This is a genomic window from Pseudomonas syringae, from assembly GCF_023278085.1.
GTDB lineage: Bacteria > Pseudomonadota > Gammaproteobacteria > Pseudomonadales > Pseudomonadaceae > Aquipseudomonas > Aquipseudomonas syringae_Q.
Genome location: NZ_CP066265.1, coordinates 1,785,805 through 1,800,933, shown reverse-complemented (window position 1 = coordinate 1,800,933; position 15,129 = coordinate 1,785,805). Strand labels below are relative to the sequence as shown.

Genomic DNA, 15,129 nt, shown 5'->3' with positions numbered 1-15,129 from the left:
AATCAGCGGTGCGGAACGAATCAGAAGGACAGCACCAGGTGCTAGTCAGCCAGTGCTTGCAAACGAGCCTGAACCGCATCGTCAAAAATGATGTAAAGCGTCTCGGCGTCGGCAGCCCGCAACTTTCTGGTGGTTTCAAGCCCGTGAATATGTTCGATTTGCAGCGCTGCTTCAGCTTCTACGTCTGCGCGCGTGCTGGCCGCGTCGAGCGCCCTTACCAGATCGCTGATGTCTCCCTGAAGCGCCTTTGCGAGCCGCAATTGGTCGATTCGTTCCTGCATGTGGTCAATTCTCTAGTGAAGCCAAGATGGCCAGCAGCAGACCATGCAAGGGGGCGTAATGCAAGGCCGAGTCATAGGCAGTCAAGATTATTCACCCCGAGCGTCTCGCCCCTCCAGCAGGTTCTTCATGCTGTAGGTAACGACACCGAGGATGATCAGGTCATCGTTATCCGTCACCTGCAGCGCAGGGTAATCGCTGTTTTCGGACTGCAGGATCACGAACTCGCCGCGCATGTAAAGGCGGCGACAGATCTGCCGGGTATTGAGTGACGCCACGACGATATCCCCATGCTCCGCATACTGACTACGGTCGACCACCAGCATGTCCCCCGTGCAGATGCCGACCCCGAGCATGCCCTCATCCTCGATCCTGGCCAGGTAAGCGTGCGGCTCTCGGACCTCACACAGCTCGGCGATTGATACAGGTTTCTCCACGACAGGCGACCGGGAGCCTGTGGCTGACATGGAGATGAACGGGAGCTTGATACCCTCTGCCGACAATGGGCCAAGGAATGTGACACTCATGAGGTGAGCCTTTTATGATTAACTGTATGCATATACAGTTAATCGTTTATCGTGCTTCAGGTCAATCCTGGATGCCGAAACCCTCGACCAATGGCGGTCATCGAGCTGAAACCTGGCGCTATCTACGGCGCTGAATCAGCCCGTGACAACTGCGTGATCAGCGCCACAGTCAGGTAGAGCCTGGGCGCAATGCTCGACAGCTCGATGTATTCGTCATCGGCATGCAAACCGGCACCGACGACCCCCATCGTTTCCAGTACTGCGGGCTTGGCGCTACCAGGCACGTAGGCATAACCTGCATCAGTGCCGAAGCGCATGGCGATGGGTTCGACCGTGCGATCGATTTTTCCGTAGAGCGCCTGCGCCGTTTTTGCCAGCTGTTCGGAGCCCGGATTTTTCGCCAAGGGTGGACGGCCCTTTTCCATGCGCAATGTCACTTCAGTGCCATCGATCAGTGTGTTCTTCACGATGCGTTGGCCGTCAGCCAGTACCCGGTCGCTCTCGCTCAAGTCGGAATAGCGCATGTCCGCTTCGGCCGAGGCGCTGGACGGAATGATGTTGCGCTTCTCCCCGCCTTTGATGAGCGTCCAGTTGACCGTTGTGCCCTTGGCCGGATCGCCGAGGTCCTTGAGTTGCAGCATCTGGTGCGCAAGCTCCATGGCTGCGTTGCGCCCTGCTTCGGGTGCAGAGCCGGCGTGTGAGGACTTGCCTTTGACGTCGAGGATCAGGCCGTTGATGCCATTGGTGGCGACAGTGACGGCGTCCCTGTCAGGCGGCTCGTAGGAGAAGACGTAATCGTGTTGGCGAGCCAGTTCGGCGATGGCTTTTTTCGACCCGCTGGAGCCGGTTTCCTCGTCCGGATTGAATAGCACCGTGAGCGTACCGAACTCCTTGAATTTCTGATCCTGCAGCAGTTTCAGCGAATGCAGAATCATCGCCACGCCGCCTTTGGCGTCGGCAACGCCAGGGCCGTAGCCGCGCTCGCTGTCGAGCCTGAACGGTCGCTTGGCAGCCGTGCCGGGGCCGAATACCGTGTCGTAATGGACCATCAACAGAAAGGACTTGGTACCAGTGCCTTTGAACGTGCCGACAATGTTGTCACCGGCAGACGGGTCGGCAGGCGTGGTGGTGACGTCGGCGCCCAACGCCTTGAGACGCTCGACCAGCAGCGCGCTGATGACTTTCAGGCCAGGCGCCTGACCAGTGCCGGTGTCGACATCCACCAATTGCCTGACCGTTGCGAGGTAGGACTGTTGTTCAGCCTGCGCCTGCTTCAGCAATTGATCAGCGGGCAAGTCGGCGGCCAGTGCACTCGCAGCCATTACGCTCAGAGAAAGCAGCGAAAAGCCGATTGCGGCGGTTAGGGAGGCGCGTTGTGGATGCATGCTGGTTCCTTCAGATCATCGCTATGGAAGCTGCATCTTTACCCCAATGCTCCCCTCAATACCAGATTAGCGTCGGCAGCGGCCCGCGTGCTTTTGTCAGTGCCCTCCTGTTGGTCACTGATGAGGAGCAAAATAAAGATCAAGGGAACAAGCAGTCTGCTATAGGCTCCAAAACAGTCTCGACAATGGTTTTCAAGACTATGCCGACCCTCGACGCCCTCCATCCGCAGGCATTATGCGCTGCGGCCTTGAGTGGGCGGCAGCGCTCGGGTAATGTCATCCAACCGCACAGGACAGAGCACGCTCATGACTTCCAAGCTGGATCAACTCAAGAACTTCACCACCGTCGTTGCCGATACCGGCGATTTTGGCGCCATTAAAAGCCTCAAGCCTCAAGATGCAACCACCAACCCCTCTCTGCTGCTCAAGGCAGCGTCGAGCGAAAGCAACAAAGCGATGCTCGAAGAAGCATTCGCCCGCGGCAAAGGCGACATAGGCCTGGCCTGCGATCATTTTGCGGTTGCCATCGGCCAGGAGATTCTCAAGGTCGTACCGGGCCGCGTATCCACTGAAGTGGACGCCCGGCTGTCCTTTGATACCAACGCGTTGATTGAACGCAGTGAACGCCTGATCGGGCTGTACAACGCCGCCGGTGTCGAAAACGATCGCGTGCTGGTGAAGCTTGCCTCCACCTGGGAAGGCATCCGCGCTGCAGAATACCTTGAGAAGAAAGGTATCCAGACCAACCTGACGCTGCTGTTTTCCTTCGCTCAGGCTGTCGCGTGTGCCGAAGCTGGCGTATTCCTGATCTCGCCGTTCGTGGGCCGTATCTATGACTGGTACAAAAAGTCGACGGGCACCGATTACACCGGTGCAGAGGACCCGGGCGTGCAGTCGGTAACGCGCATCTACAACTACTACAAGGCCAACGACTTCAAGACTGTCGTGATGGGTGCCAGCTTCCGTAACCTGAACCAGATCGAACAACTGGCCGGTTGTGACCGCCTGACCATCAGCACCGAGCTGCTCAAGCAACTGGCCGAAGACACCGGCACACTGCAACGCAAACTCGCTCCGGGCAATGCAGGTGAGCCACGTCAGAGCCTGACCGAGAGCCAGTTCCGCTGGAACTCCAACGAAGATGCGATGGCCACCGAGAAACTGGCCGAAGGCATTCGTCAGTTCGCTCGTGATCAGGAAAAACTGGAAGCGCTGCTTCCTGCTAAAAAATCCTGATATAAAAAAGGGCGGCACCCTCGCGGGTGTCGCCCTTTTTGCTGCCTGCGATTCAGTGTCGCGGGACAGAGCCCTAGCGTTGCCCCTCGAGCGCATTGACCAGATCGTGGAACGCTTCACGGTTGGAGTCGTTGAGGCCCATGAGGATCTTGTGCGCTTCAAGCACCTTGGCCTTGACCACCTCTTCGCACTGATCCTGCGACGGCAAATCGGTCAGGGACTCAGGACGCGGCAGAGGCCGGTCAACGATATTGAACACCTGATCGAAGCCCATGGACTGCAACAGTCGCGTAATGTCTTCGTGGGTGGTCACCAGGGTCGGCAGCAGGCCAACCTTCTGACGTGACAGGATCGACAACTTGGCCAGCAGGCCCAACGTGGTGCTGTCGATGCTGCGGGTCTCGGTCAAATCAATCACCACCGCGGAAAAATTCAACGCCGTGAAGATTCGCTCGATAGTTGCATCCAGGGCCGAACACAGCGTCAACCGTACTTCGCCCACGAACTTCAGAACGAAGGTGCCTTCCTGCTCGGCGAACTGGATTCTACCGGTACTCATTCAAGATTCCTGCTTAACACTAACAAGGCGATATCATCCGGCATCTCCCCTAGCGTTGCCAATTCAAAAACCCGCTGCAAGCCTTCCAGGCTGCCGCCAGCCGTCTTCACCAACTCGGGAAGCACGGCCTCTTTCTCTTTGAGTGTATCACCGGGTAACAGATCCAGTATGCCATCAGACAACATGGTCAGACTGAAGGACGCCGGCAGTTCCATCTCGTGGTCCTGATAGGTCGCTTCATTGAACAGCCCGACCGGAAGACCACGGCCTTCCAGATAGCGCGTCTGCCCCTCGGTGTACAGCACCGGCAGCGGCAGATGGCCGCCAACCGCGTAGGTCAGCGTGCCCGCTTCCTCATCGATCACCCCGCCCACCATAGTGACATGCTTGCCCAGTTTGCAACTGATCAGCCCACGATTGATGTGCCCGAGTACATCCGAAGGTTTGAATTCCGGCAGCGTTCCGCCGCGCTTCGATTCGAACAGCAGACGGGTGGTCATGAACTTCAATAGCACGGTGATGAATGCCGATGATGCTCCGTGCCCTGAAACATCAGCCAGATAGAACGCAACGCGCCGTTCGTCGACCCGAAAGCAATCGACGAAGTCACCGGAGAGGTACAACGAGGGAATAATCTGGTGAGCGAACTGGAACTCGTCAATTGACCAGGGCGTAATCGGCAGCATGTTCATCTGCACTTGCCGACCCGCATCCTGATCTTCCTGCAACAGATGCAGGCTGGCTTCAAGCTCGCGATTGGCTTTTTCCAGCTTCTCGCGATACACCTGATTTTCGTTGAGCAGGCGCGCCCTGTCCAGAGCACGACGCACTGAATGTTCGAGTACCGCAAGATCTTCAAGGGGCTTGATCAGGTAGTCGGCAGCGCCCAGACGCAACGCTTCCACCGCATCGCTCATCACGCCGGCACCGGAAACAACAATAACCGGGGTCTGCGGGGCGCTGGCGGTCACCTGACGAATCAGTTCAAGTCCACCCATCTGCGGCATGCGCAAGTCGCATACCACCAGATCAGGCTTTTCCTGCTCGAATATCTGTATTCCCTGCAAGCCATTGCTGGCCTGGAGGACGCTGAAGCCGCTGTCTTCCAAATAGGCGGCGAGACTCGCGCGCACTACTTCGTCGTCATCGATAATCAGCAGCGTGGCACTGGTTTTTGGCATGTGGGCAAACGGCGCCAGATCAGGTTGGCGTAGGCGGCCCGGAATCACCGGAACCCGCTTACTGGATTCGCTTCTAGCCTCTCTGCAATTTCATGTACGCAACACCGTGTGCGCGTCATGTTCAGAGGTGCCCTTCAAGGCGCAGACGGTACTCCCATCCGACGGGTGTTTCAAGCATGCTCCACCCCTCGAGAGGTGCTCTTTACATCACAAATCACCGAGAGTTATAAGAACCGATTAATCAGCAACTAAAACGAAGGGACTGAACATGAGTCGAACTGATCGCGACTACGAGGAAAAACGGGATTACATCCGCATGCGCGTCGATGCCGAGGTCAATCTGATCCACGCAGGCCAGGTCATTCCTGCCGTCTGCATTGATCTTTCCAGCTCCGGCATGCAGGTTCAGGCACCTCGCTCCTTTCAGGTGGGCGACAAACTCAGCGTGCGTATCGACTCCGATCATGCGGCGCTCAAAGGCCTAGAGGCCGAAACAGAGGTTGTCTGGGTGAATGATGAAGAAGGCGGCGGGCAAAAACTGGGGCTGTCTATCGTCTCGATGAGCTGATTTGAAGCGGAACGGGTTCACAAATACGCAAAATAATAAAGGCGACCCGAGGTCGCCTTTATTGGTTTAGTCACGCACTTTCAAGCCGAACATTAAAAGTCGTCTTCGACCTTGCCATCCTTGACCTTGAACTCACGGTTCTGCAAGTAGGCATTACGGATAAACGTGTAACGATCACCGCTGACCATGCGCTCTGCGGACAGCAGGCTGGCACGCGTGTCGATCAGATTGACGCCCAACGCAGTATTGCGGGTCGGGACATGATCGATGTAGCGGTATGGAGAGGTGTAGGTGTCCGGGTACTTGGCGAAGGCATCACGCACGGTGCTCGGCCCCAGCAGCGGAATGACGACGAACGGGCCGCTTGGCACGCCCCAGTAGCCCAACGTCTGACCGAAGTCTTCATCGTTGCGTTGCAGGCCCATGCGGGTACCCACGTCGATGAAGCCCAGCAGCCCGAAGGTGGTATTGAAGATCATGCGCGCCGTGTCGACACCGGCTGCAGCAGGTTTGGCTTGCAACACGTTGTTGGCCAGATTGCCGACGTCGCCGATGTTGTTGAAGAAGTTGTGTATACCGTCTTCAACGAATTGCGGCGCGATGTACTGATAACCCTTGGCCAGTGGCTTGAGCGTGTATTTATCGAGAGTATCGTTGAAGCTGAAAATGGAACGGTTGATGCCTTCCCATGGATCGTCTTCAGCGGCCTGAACGACCACCGGTACCAGCACAATGCCCGCGCACAGCGAAAGTTGCGCCAAACGTTTGATAAAGCCTGCACCAGTCACGGGCATAGCTGACACTCCTGATCGAGATATCGAAATAATGACGCGGGTGCTACGCCCCACACGCTAACGCCGAGAGTATAAAGCCTTCTGTTACGAATAAGGCAGGTCTGTCAGCAAAGCAATGTGGATAAACCTGGTCATCACGTCGTCATCCAACTGTCATACAAGCGCAGTAGCGTGCTGGATATTTCAGAGATTTGCACATGCTCGCGCCGGTCCTCAAGCCTTTGCCGACTTTCCCTGCCCTGCTGTTCGGCCTTAGCGGCTGCCTGGTGGATTTTGGTGCGCAGGCCGGAACCACCGAGCGTCCGGGGCCTGAACACAGTCAGCCCACGCCTGGCGCGCTGGACATTCTGAAAACCCTGCGTGATCAGGGTCAGCCTTGCGCCTGGCTTGAAGAACTGCCTGAAACCGTCAGTACCCCCCTCGCCGCGCCGCTGGACAACTGGATAATTTGCGCACCTCGCCCGGCCGCGAAATGGCCTGCGCCGGATGCCTGCTGGATGGCACTGATGGCGCTGAACGTCCCGCAACTGGGCGGCTGCGTGTTGATCAGCGGCGACCCGCGCCTGTTGCAGTCCGGCCTGAACGCAGGGCTATGGACCATTGGCCTGGCCTCTTGCGGACCGCTGTGCGGATTGTCTCCCGCGCAATGGCAAGCGCTCAGTGACGCCAAACGTGAACAGCGACGTGCGCAGGCGACGCTCAAGCTCTACGCGCTGGGCGTGCACTCGGTCATTGATCATCTGGGCGAACTGGAGTCTTGCCTGGCTGACATCACCCTGCGGCGCAGCAAAGGCGAAAAGCCTTGATACACATGCATTGAGGGGATTACTGGATTAGTCTTGAGTCATGACGGACCTTTAGCCGCACGGCGAAGTCCATGAGTCAGACTTATCAATCAAGGAGCACTCCATGCCTGCCCGCGAACTTCAAGAACAACTCAATACACTGCGCGAGCAACTTGAGCACAACCCGCCGCTTTCGGAATCCGAGCGCGACAACCTGCACGAACTCATGCAACAAATTGAAACGAAGATCCAACTGGAACACGCGACTCATGAACAGGACAGCAGCCTGGCGGATGGCGTGAACCTGGCTGTAGAACGTTTTGAGCTGGAGCATCCCGGTATCGCCGGCACACTGCGCAGCATCGTGCAGACGCTGGGTAATATCGGGATTTGATCAGGCGTTGGGTGGATGGCACCGCCTCGCCAAGAGGACGCAGAGCGTCCTGAACGGCATGCCGACGCGGAGCGTCGCACGATAGTCGCGATAGTCGGGGTTATCGTTCCCTACGCTCCAGCGTGGGAACGCATTTCTCGACGCTCTGCGTCGCAAGGGATGCAGACCCTGCGCAGAGCATTGGCACGTGACGAATCTACTGCCGCGCCAACCTGCGATTGTCCACGCTGAGCACTTCAGTGCTGCGGTACGGGTTGATGTCCAGCCCCCCACGGCGCACGTAGCGTGCGTAGACCGTCAGCTTCTCCGGCTTGAGCAGACGCTGCAGGTCGAGGAAGATTCTTTCTACGCACTGTTCGTGAAAGTCCGAGTGCTGGCGGAAGCTGACGATGTACGCCAGCAAGCTGGCGTGATCCAGCGCCGCACCGCGATAGTCGACCACTACGCTGCCCCAATCGGGCTGGCTGGTGACCGGGCAGTTGGATTTGAGCAGATGACTGTGCACGCGCTCCTCGACCACCTGCGACTCGTCACAGCGCAGCAATTCAGGCTGCGGCCGGTCGTAGCTGCTGACCGTGATGTCCAGGTCGTCGATACACACGCCCGGCAATGCCGCGACACCCTCCCCTTCGATTTCCGCCAGGCTGCGAATACGCACGCCCACCGGCTTGCCTGCAGCCGCTGACAAATCCTTTTCAAGCGTCGTCTGTACCTGGACAGCACCATCGAAAGCCGTCTGGTTCAGCGAGTTGAGGTACAGCTTGAAAGACTTCGATTCAATAATATTCGGCGAGTCAGCCGGAATGCTGAACTCGGCAATCGCGACCACCGGTTTGCCGGACGGCAGTAACCAGGACAGCTCGTAGCAGTTCCAGAAATCGACACCGGTGTACGGCAGCGTCTGCGCGGTCAGCCCCAGCTCGGCCCATTTTGCGGCGCGCGGGATCGGGAACAACAGGGACGGCGTATAGGTGGCGATGTACTCACTGGACTTGCCCAGCGGCGAGTGTTCGGCTGCGGGATGCATAACGATACCTGGATCGTGGATTAACGCGGCGAGTTTATAGGGTTTGCAGCGGGCTTTCAGCGAAAAATCCGCTGTGGCCCGCGAGCCATCGCGATGCAAAATACAACGCTGCGATGACCCACAATCAGGCTGCCGGATTACTCGTAACGCAACGCATGCGCAGGCTGGATCTGCGCCGCACGCCAGGCCGGGTAGACGGTGGCAAGGAAGCTCAGAATGAAACCGGCGCTGCAGATCAGCAGCACATCGCCGCCCTGCAGCTCGGAAGGCAGGTTGCTGATGAAGTACACATCGGAACTGAAGATATGCTGGCCGCTGACCCGTTCGATCCAGCCCACCAGACTGCTGACGTTCAAGGCGGCAATAATGCCGAGAACACCACCGATCAACGTGCCGACAATGCCGATCACCGTGCCCTGAACCATGAAGATCGCCATGATCTGACGAGGCGTGGCACCGATGGTGCGCAGGATCGCAATGTCTGCGCCCTTGTCGTTGACCACCATGATCAGCGTGGCAATGATGTTGAACGCCGCCACAGCGACGATCATCAGCAGCAACAGGCCAATCATGGTCTTTTCCATCTTCATCGCGCTGAACAGACTGCCTTGGGTATGCGTCCAGTCATCGGCGTGATAGCCGTCGCCCAGCCCGGCCGCAATGGCGGTAGACACCTGAGGCGCCTTGTACAAGTCCTTCAGCGCCAACCGCACGCCCTGCACCTGATCAGGCTGCCAGCGCTGCATCTGCGCGGCATCGGCAATGTTGATCAGCCCCATCGAGCCGTCCAGCTCTGCGCCAACCTTGAAGATGCCGACCACCGTCAGGCGTTGCAGGCGTGGCGTGATACCGCCCGGTGCGCTGCTGACTTCCGGCACGATCAGGGTGAGTTTGTCGCCGATTGTCAGGCGAAAGCGCCGCGCAGTCAGATCACCCAGCACCACACCGAACTCGCCCGGTTTCAGGTCCTCGATGCTGCCGCGGGTAATGTGCCGGGTAACGATCGACACCTCATGCTCCAGCGCAGGATCGACACCGCTGATCTGGATCGGCTGCATCGAACCCTTGTAGGACAGCATGCCTTCCATGTCGGTAAACGGCACGGCAGCGGTGACCTCAGGGTTTTTCAGCGCGGCAGCGGCCAGCGGTTTCCAGTCATCCACCGGCGTGTTACCGGCGATTACCGCATGCGGCACCATGCCCAGAATCCGTGAGCTCATTTCGCGCTGGAAACCGTTCATGACCGACAGCACCACGATCATGGCCAGCACGCCCAGTGCCAGGCCGATCATCGAGGTCATCGAAATGAACGAGATGAAGCTTTTGCGGCGCTTGGCGCGGGTATAGCGCATGCCGATGAAGATGGGTAACGGTCTGAACATTCGCGAAGCACCGTGAAAATAAGCACGTGGAAAATGGCGTCGTAAAAAATGTAAAACCCGGCGCGATGAATGGCGCCGAGCCGGTGAATCAGGCTTCGACCAGACGCCCGCCTTCCAGACGCAACACGCGGTCCATCTGCCTGGCAAGGCTCATGTCGTGAGTCACGATCAGGAACGCGGTGCGCGACGACGTGCTCAATTCACGCATCAGGTCTTGTATGCCCTGCGCGGTGTGGTGATCGAGGTTGCCGGTAGGCTCGTCGAGCATTACCAGACCCGGCTGGTTGATCAGCGCACGGGCGATGGCCACGCGCTGCCGCTCACCACCCGACAATTCCGAAGGCTTGTGCGCCAGACGATGACCAAGACCGACCCGCTCCAGCAACGCGCTGGCACGCTGACGCGCCTCGGGGATCGCGGTACGGCCGATCAGCAGCGGCATGCAGACGTTTTCCAGCGCCGTGAACTCGGGCAGCAAATGGTGAAACTGGTAGACGAAACCCAAGGCCCGGTTACGCAGCAGGCCACGGGCTTTTTCGCCAAGTGCCGACAGCTCCTCGCCGGCAAGCCAGACGCTGCCTTCGGAAGGCGTATCCAGCCCGCCCAGCAGGTTCAGCAAGGTACTTTTACCCGACCCCGACGTACCGACAATCGCGACCCGCTCGCCCGGATGCAACTCCAGTTGCAGGCCAGACAACACCACCACCGACTCCGGGCCTTCCTCGTAGGATTTACCCAGGTTGCGGCAACTCAATACTGCTTTATCAGACATGCCCGACTCACTCATAACGTAACGCCTCCGCCGGCTGGGTGCGCGCGGCACGCCAGGCGGGATACAGGGTGGCGAGGAAACTCAGGACCAACGCCGCACCGCAGACCTGGAACACGTCCTGGGCCATCAGTTGCGAAGGCAGGTAATCAATGAAATAGACGTCGGCATTGAGGAACTTGTGGCCGATCAGCCCTTCGAGCATCGAGATGGCGGCACTGACATTAAGCGCCGCCAGAATGCCCAGCGCCGCGCCGATCAACGTCCCGACCACACCGATCACCGTGCCCTGCACCATGAAGATCGCCATGATCTGGCGTGGCGTGGAGCCCAGTGTGCGCAGGATCGCGATGTCGCCCTTCTTGTCATTGACCACCATCACCAGTGTGGAAATGATGTTGAACGCCGCAACCGCCACGATCAGTAGCAGCAACAGGCCGATCATGGCTTTTTCCATGCGGATGGCCTGATAGAGGTTGCCGTGGGTGCGGGTCCAGTCACGGGAATAGAAGTTGTTTTCGCCCAGCTTCTGGGCGATTTCCCACGAAGTGCGTGGCGCAGCGAACAGATCATCGAACTTCAGCCGCAGCCCCTGCACCTGATTCGGCTTCCAGCGATGCAGACGGCCCAGGTCATCGAGGTTGGTCAACCCGAGAAAACCGTCGATCTCGCCAGCGCCGACATGAAAGATGCCGGTCACTTCGAAACGTTTCATGCGCGGGAACATCCCGGCCGGCGTTACCGTCACCTCGGGGGCGACGAAGGTCAGCTTGTCGCCGATCCCAACGCCCAGCTTGGCCGCGGCCTTGTCGCCGATCATGATGCCGAAGCTGCCGGGGGACAGGCTGTCGAGCTGGCCCTGCTTGATGAAGTGGTCGATGATCGAGACCTTGCGCTCCTCAACCGGGTCGATGCCGTTGAGCAGCACCTTCTGCACCTTGCCGTCGTGGGTCAGCAAACCCTGCATCTGGGTGAACGGCGCAACCGCCAGCACCTGCGGGTTTTCCTGAACCTTCGCGGCCAGGCCACGCCAGTCGGTGATCGGGTCAGCGGATTCGATGGTGGCGTGGGGTACCATGCCGAGGACGCGGGTGCGCATCTCGTGATCGAAGCCGTTCATGACCGACAACACGACTATCATCACTACGACGCCGAGGGCCAGGCCGATCATGGACGTCAGGGAGATGAAGGAAACAAAGTGATTGCGTCGCTTCGCACGGGTGTAGCGCGTGCCGATAAATACAAAAAGAGGTCTGAACATGTAGGATTTTGTTCGCAGGAATGAGGACGTCCGTGTGGCGGGCCTTGACGTGCAGCTTTACACTCGAAACTCTCTGACCACCGCCGCTAGCTTGGGTTCGCCATGTCGACATTAGATGAAGCAGGACGCCGCGAATACTACCGTATCGACGACAGCGTCGCACTGGAAATTAACCCGTTGTCTTGCGCCGATCAGGCAAGCCAGGATGCTATGCAGGACACCTCGACGCTGTTCGACCTGCTCAGCGAGCTGCATGTCGCCGAGTTCGAATCGCAGCACTTGATGCGCCAGCTCGACGAGCGCGACCGGGTACTGAACAGTTTTCTCAAGTCCTTGAGCAAGCGTATCGACCTGTTGGGTGAGGTCGTCGCGCACACAGCGCTGGGCAAGCTCGGGGCTCCTCAGCCGGTGAAACTGTCCGAAGGCGGGATTCAATTCAATTCGCAACAAGGTTTTGCAGTGGGCGAACAGCTGTCGATCAAGATGGTACTGATGCCCCAGGCTGCCGGCCTGATGCTGCGCGCCAGAGTTTCCCAGTGCGATGCGCTGGCGGATGGTCATTTCGACATCAGCACCGAATTCGTCAACCTGCCAGACGCGCAGCGTCAATTGCTCGCGCGCCACGTCCTGCAGCGCCAGGCCCAGCACCGGCGGCAGGCGCTGGAACAAGGCCAGCCATCCGGGAATTAAGTGTCCTGACCCTTTTATTTCACATCAGCAGTCGGCGCCTTTCAGGCCAGGAGTAAACGTGACCCTTATCTACGGCCACCGCGGCGCCAAGGGCGAAGCACCGGAAAACACCCTGGTCAGCTTCCAGGAATGTCTCAAGCACGGCGTGCGCCGCTGTGAACTGGATCTGCACCTGTCACTGGACGGAGAGTTGATGGTCATTCACGACCCGACCCTCAAGCGCACCACCGACCGGCGCGGCAAGGTCAACGAGCACCTGGCGGCCGATCTGGTGACCTACGATGCGCGCAAGGGTGGACCGGGCTGGGTGTCGCCCTGCCCCATCCCGCGCCTGGAAGAGCTGTTCGAACAGTGTGATTTCGAGCACTGGCAACTGGAAGTCAAAAGCGCTTCCCGCACCCGCGCAGCCAACACCGTGCTGGCCATCCGGGAAATGGTTCAGCGTCATGGGTTGCTGGACAAGGTCACCATCACCTCCAGTTCTCGCGAAGTGCTGCGTGCCGCCCTGGACCTGACCCCGGACATTTCTCGCGGGCTGGTGGCCGAATACGCCTGGCTCGACCCGTTGAAAGTCGCGCAGAGCTACGGCTGTGAGATTCTGGCCTTGAACTGGACACTGTGTACCCCGGAGCGCCTGCAGAAAGCACAGCGTCAGGGCCTGCATGTGTCGGTGTGGACAGTCAACGAGCCTGCACTGATGCGCAGGCTCGCTGATTTCGGCGTTGACAGCCTGATTACAGACTTTCCCGGTTTGGCCACCGCCACGCTCGGGAATCACTGAAATCGGTCTCCCCGGCCGGCTCAGGCCACCGGCCGGAGTCGCTTAAAAAAGCCGGTTGAGGCCGTCGTAAGCCGCTACCCGATAGGCTTCGGCCATGGTCGGGTAGTTGAACGTGGTGTTGACGAAGTACTTGATCGTGTTCGCCTCGCCCGGCTGGCTCATGATGGCCTGACCGATGTGCACGATCTCGGACGCCTGGTCGCCGAAGCAATGCACGCCCAGCACCTCAAGCGTCTCGCGGTGGAAAAGTATCTTCAGCATACCGACCCGCTCGCCGGAAATCTGCGCACGCGCCATGCCCTTGAAGAACGCCTTGCCCACTTCGTACGGCACCTTGGCCTGTGTGAGTTCGTGCTCGTTCTTGCCGATCGAACTGATCTCGGGAATGGTATAGATCCCGGTCGGCACGTCGTTGACGTAACGCCAGCTGCCGTTATCGACCATGCTGCCTGCCGCTGAACGACCCTGGTCATACGCCGCGCTGGCCAGGCTTGGCCAGCCGATCACATCGCCCGCGCCGTAGACGTTGGAAACACTGGTGCGGTAGGTCTCGTCCACTTCGATCTGACCACGGCCGTTGGCCTTCAGGCCGATGTTCTCAAGCCCCAGCTTGTCGGTGTTGCCGGTACGCCCGTTACACCACAGCAGAGCATCCGCCTTAATCTTCTTGCCGGACTTCAGGTGCAGGACAACGCCGTTATCCAGCCCTTCGACCTTTTCGTATTCTTCGTTGTGACGAACCATCACGTTGTTGTTACTGAAGTGATAGCTCAGTGCCTGGGAGATTTCCGAATCGAGGAAGCTCAGCAGTTGATCGCGGTTGTCCACCAGCTCGACCAGCACACCCAGACCACTGAAGATCGACGCGTATTCGCAGCCGATGACACCGGCGCCGTAGATGATCAGCTTGCGTGGCGTATGGCCCAGGCTGAGGATGGTGTCGCTATCGTAGATGCGCTTGTGGCTGAAATCGATGTCGGCCGGGCGGTAGGGGCGCGAGCCGGTGGCGATGATGATCTGGTTGGCAACCAGCTTTTCCACGACACCGTTGGGGCAGACCACGTTGATGCTGGTCTCGTCGGCAAAGCTGCCGGTGCCGAAGAACACGTCGACCCGGTTGCGGGCGTAGTAACTGGTGCGCGAGGCCACTTGCTTGGAGATGACCATTTCGGCGTTTTTCAACACATCCGGAAACGAAAACCAGCGCGGCTCGCCGATGGCCCGGAACATGGGATTGGTGTTGAACTGAATGATCTGCTTGACCGAGTGACGCAGAGCCTTGGACGGGATGGTGCCCAAATGAGTGCAATTGCCACCCACTTGCCGACGGCTGTCGACCATGGCGACCTTGCGCCCCGCCTTGGCGGCATTCATTGCCGCGCCTTCTCCGGCAGGGCCGGAACCCAGTACCACTACGTCGTAGTTGTAGACAGCCATGCGTACTCCTTAAACAGACCGAGGCGCCACTCTGGCATCTCTGGCTAAATCACGCGGCGCAGTCTAGCGCTACA

Annotated in this window: 17 protein-coding genes; 6 read left to right on the top strand and 11 right to left on the bottom strand. The window is 58.8% G+C overall.

Features of this window, described 5'->3' with window-relative positions:
• Positions 1 to 41: 41 nt before the first annotated feature.
• From I9H07_RS08260 to I9H07_RS08250, 3 genes are all read right to left on the bottom strand, one after another.
• A complete protein-coding gene (locus I9H07_RS08260) occupies positions 42 to 281 on the bottom strand; it encodes a hypothetical protein (RefSeq protein WP_024674326.1) in 240 nt (79 codons plus the stop codon).
• A gap of 87 nt (positions 282 to 368) precedes the next feature.
• Positions 369 to 806 carry a LexA family protein gene (locus tag I9H07_RS08255; protein ID WP_236425085.1) on the bottom strand — a complete coding sequence of 146 codons (438 nt, stop codon included), beginning with the start codon at positions 804 to 806 and terminating at the stop codon, positions 369 to 371.
• 122 nt (positions 807 to 928) lie between these two features.
• Positions 929 to 2,191, bottom strand: a complete 1,263-nt coding sequence (locus tag I9H07_RS08250) for a M20/M25/M40 family metallo-hydrolase (protein WP_058391096.1) — start codon at positions 2,189 to 2,191, stop codon at positions 929 to 931.
• A gap of 306 nt (positions 2,192 to 2,497) precedes the next feature.
• Here I9H07_RS08250 and tal point away from each other — a divergent pair, with 306 nt between their 5' ends.
• Positions 2,498 to 3,427 carry a transaldolase gene (gene tal, locus I9H07_RS08245; protein WP_058391095.1) on the top strand — a complete coding sequence of 310 codons (930 nt, stop codon included), beginning with the start codon at positions 2,498 to 2,500 and terminating at the stop codon, positions 3,425 to 3,427.
• Between the two features lie 73 nt (positions 3,428 to 3,500).
• Here the strand turns inward: tal and rssC are convergent, their stop codons facing one another.
• Together rssC and rssB are read right to left on the bottom strand one after the other, a co-directional pair.
• Positions 3,501 to 3,986 carry an anti-sigma factor antagonist RssC gene (gene rssC / locus I9H07_RS08240; RefSeq protein WP_002552898.1) on the bottom strand — a complete coding sequence of 162 codons (486 nt, stop codon included), beginning with the start codon at positions 3,984 to 3,986 and terminating at the stop codon, positions 3,501 to 3,503.
• Positions 3,983 to 5,167, bottom strand: coding sequence for a two-component system response regulator RssB (gene rssB, locus I9H07_RS08235; protein ID WP_236427057.1), 1,185 nt, complete (start codon positions 5,165 to 5,167; stop codon positions 3,983 to 3,985). Before rssB ends, rssC begins: the two co-directional genes overlap by 4 nt.
• A 268-nt stretch (positions 5,168 to 5,435) precedes the next feature.
• On the opposite strand from rssB, the gene I9H07_RS08230 reads away from it, so the two are divergent.
• On the top strand, positions 5,436 to 5,735 hold the full coding sequence (locus I9H07_RS08230) for a PilZ domain-containing protein (RefSeq protein WP_024674331.1): 300 nt from the start codon (positions 5,436 to 5,438) through the stop codon (positions 5,733 to 5,735).
• A 92-nt stretch (positions 5,736 to 5,827) separates the two neighbouring features.
• Here the strand turns inward: I9H07_RS08230 and I9H07_RS08225 are convergent, their stop codons facing one another.
• Positions 5,828 to 6,529 (bottom strand): MlaA family lipoprotein, encoded by a 702-nt coding sequence (locus tag I9H07_RS08225; RefSeq protein ID WP_024674332.1) that lies wholly within the window; start codon positions 6,527 to 6,529, stop codon positions 5,828 to 5,830.
• 197 nt (positions 6,530 to 6,726) lie between these two features.
• Between I9H07_RS08225 and I9H07_RS08220 the strand changes: the two genes are divergently transcribed.
• Together I9H07_RS08220 and I9H07_RS08215 are read left to right on the top strand one after the other, a co-directional pair.
• Complete coding sequence (locus I9H07_RS08220; RefSeq protein ID WP_236423876.1) at positions 6,727 to 7,335, top strand: HAD family phosphatase; 609 nt, start codon at positions 6,727 to 6,729, stop codon at positions 7,333 to 7,335.
• Between the two features lie 103 nt (positions 7,336 to 7,438).
• Positions 7,439 to 7,708: a DUF4404 family protein gene (locus I9H07_RS08215; protein ID WP_024674334.1), complete on the top strand. Its 270-nt coding sequence runs from the start codon at positions 7,439 to 7,441 to the stop codon at positions 7,706 to 7,708.
• A gap of 196 nt (positions 7,709 to 7,904) precedes the next feature.
• Here I9H07_RS08215 and queF read toward each other — a convergent pair whose 3' ends face one another.
• The 4 genes from queF to I9H07_RS08195 all read right to left on the bottom strand — a co-directional run bounded on the left by queF (position 7,905) and on the right by I9H07_RS08195 (position 12,147).
• Positions 7,905 to 8,735, bottom strand: a complete 831-nt coding sequence (queF, locus tag I9H07_RS08210) for an NADPH-dependent 7-cyano-7-deazaguanine reductase QueF (RefSeq protein ID WP_236423877.1) — start codon at positions 8,733 to 8,735, stop codon at positions 7,905 to 7,907.
• 137 nt (positions 8,736 to 8,872) lie between these two features.
• Positions 8,873 to 10,117, bottom strand: coding sequence for a lipoprotein-releasing ABC transporter permease subunit (locus tag I9H07_RS08205; protein WP_058823773.1), 1,245 nt, complete (start codon positions 10,115 to 10,117; stop codon positions 8,873 to 8,875).
• Between the two features lie 88 nt (positions 10,118 to 10,205).
• Positions 10,206 to 10,889 (bottom strand): lipoprotein-releasing ABC transporter ATP-binding protein LolD, encoded by a 684-nt coding sequence (gene lolD / locus I9H07_RS08200; protein ID WP_200866796.1) that lies wholly within the window; start codon positions 10,887 to 10,889, stop codon positions 10,206 to 10,208.
• A gap of 7 nt (positions 10,890 to 10,896) precedes the next feature.
• Entirely contained in the window at positions 10,897 to 12,147 is a 1,251-nt protein-coding gene (locus I9H07_RS08195; RefSeq protein ID WP_024644237.1) for a lipoprotein-releasing ABC transporter permease subunit, read from the bottom strand.
• A gap of 102 nt (positions 12,148 to 12,249) precedes the next feature.
• Here I9H07_RS08195 and I9H07_RS08190 point away from each other — a divergent pair, with 102 nt between their 5' ends.
• Both I9H07_RS08190 and I9H07_RS08185 read left to right on the top strand, forming a co-directional pair.
• A complete protein-coding gene (locus I9H07_RS08190) occupies positions 12,250 to 12,837 on the top strand; it encodes a PilZ domain-containing protein (RefSeq protein WP_058391092.1) in 588 nt (195 codons plus the stop codon).
• A 58-nt stretch (positions 12,838 to 12,895) separates the two neighbouring features.
• Positions 12,896 to 13,618: a glycerophosphodiester phosphodiesterase gene (locus I9H07_RS08185; RefSeq protein ID WP_024644235.1), complete on the top strand. Its 723-nt coding sequence runs from the start codon at positions 12,896 to 12,898 to the stop codon at positions 13,616 to 13,618.
• A gap of 42 nt (positions 13,619 to 13,660) precedes the next feature.
• On the opposite strand, the gene sthA is transcribed toward I9H07_RS08185, so the two are convergent.
• Positions 13,661 to 15,055 carry a Si-specific NAD(P)(+) transhydrogenase gene (gene sthA, locus I9H07_RS08180; protein WP_058823775.1) on the bottom strand — a complete coding sequence of 465 codons (1,395 nt, stop codon included), beginning with the start codon at positions 15,053 to 15,055 and terminating at the stop codon, positions 13,661 to 13,663.
• Between the last annotated feature and the right edge of the window lie 74 nt (positions 15,056 to 15,129).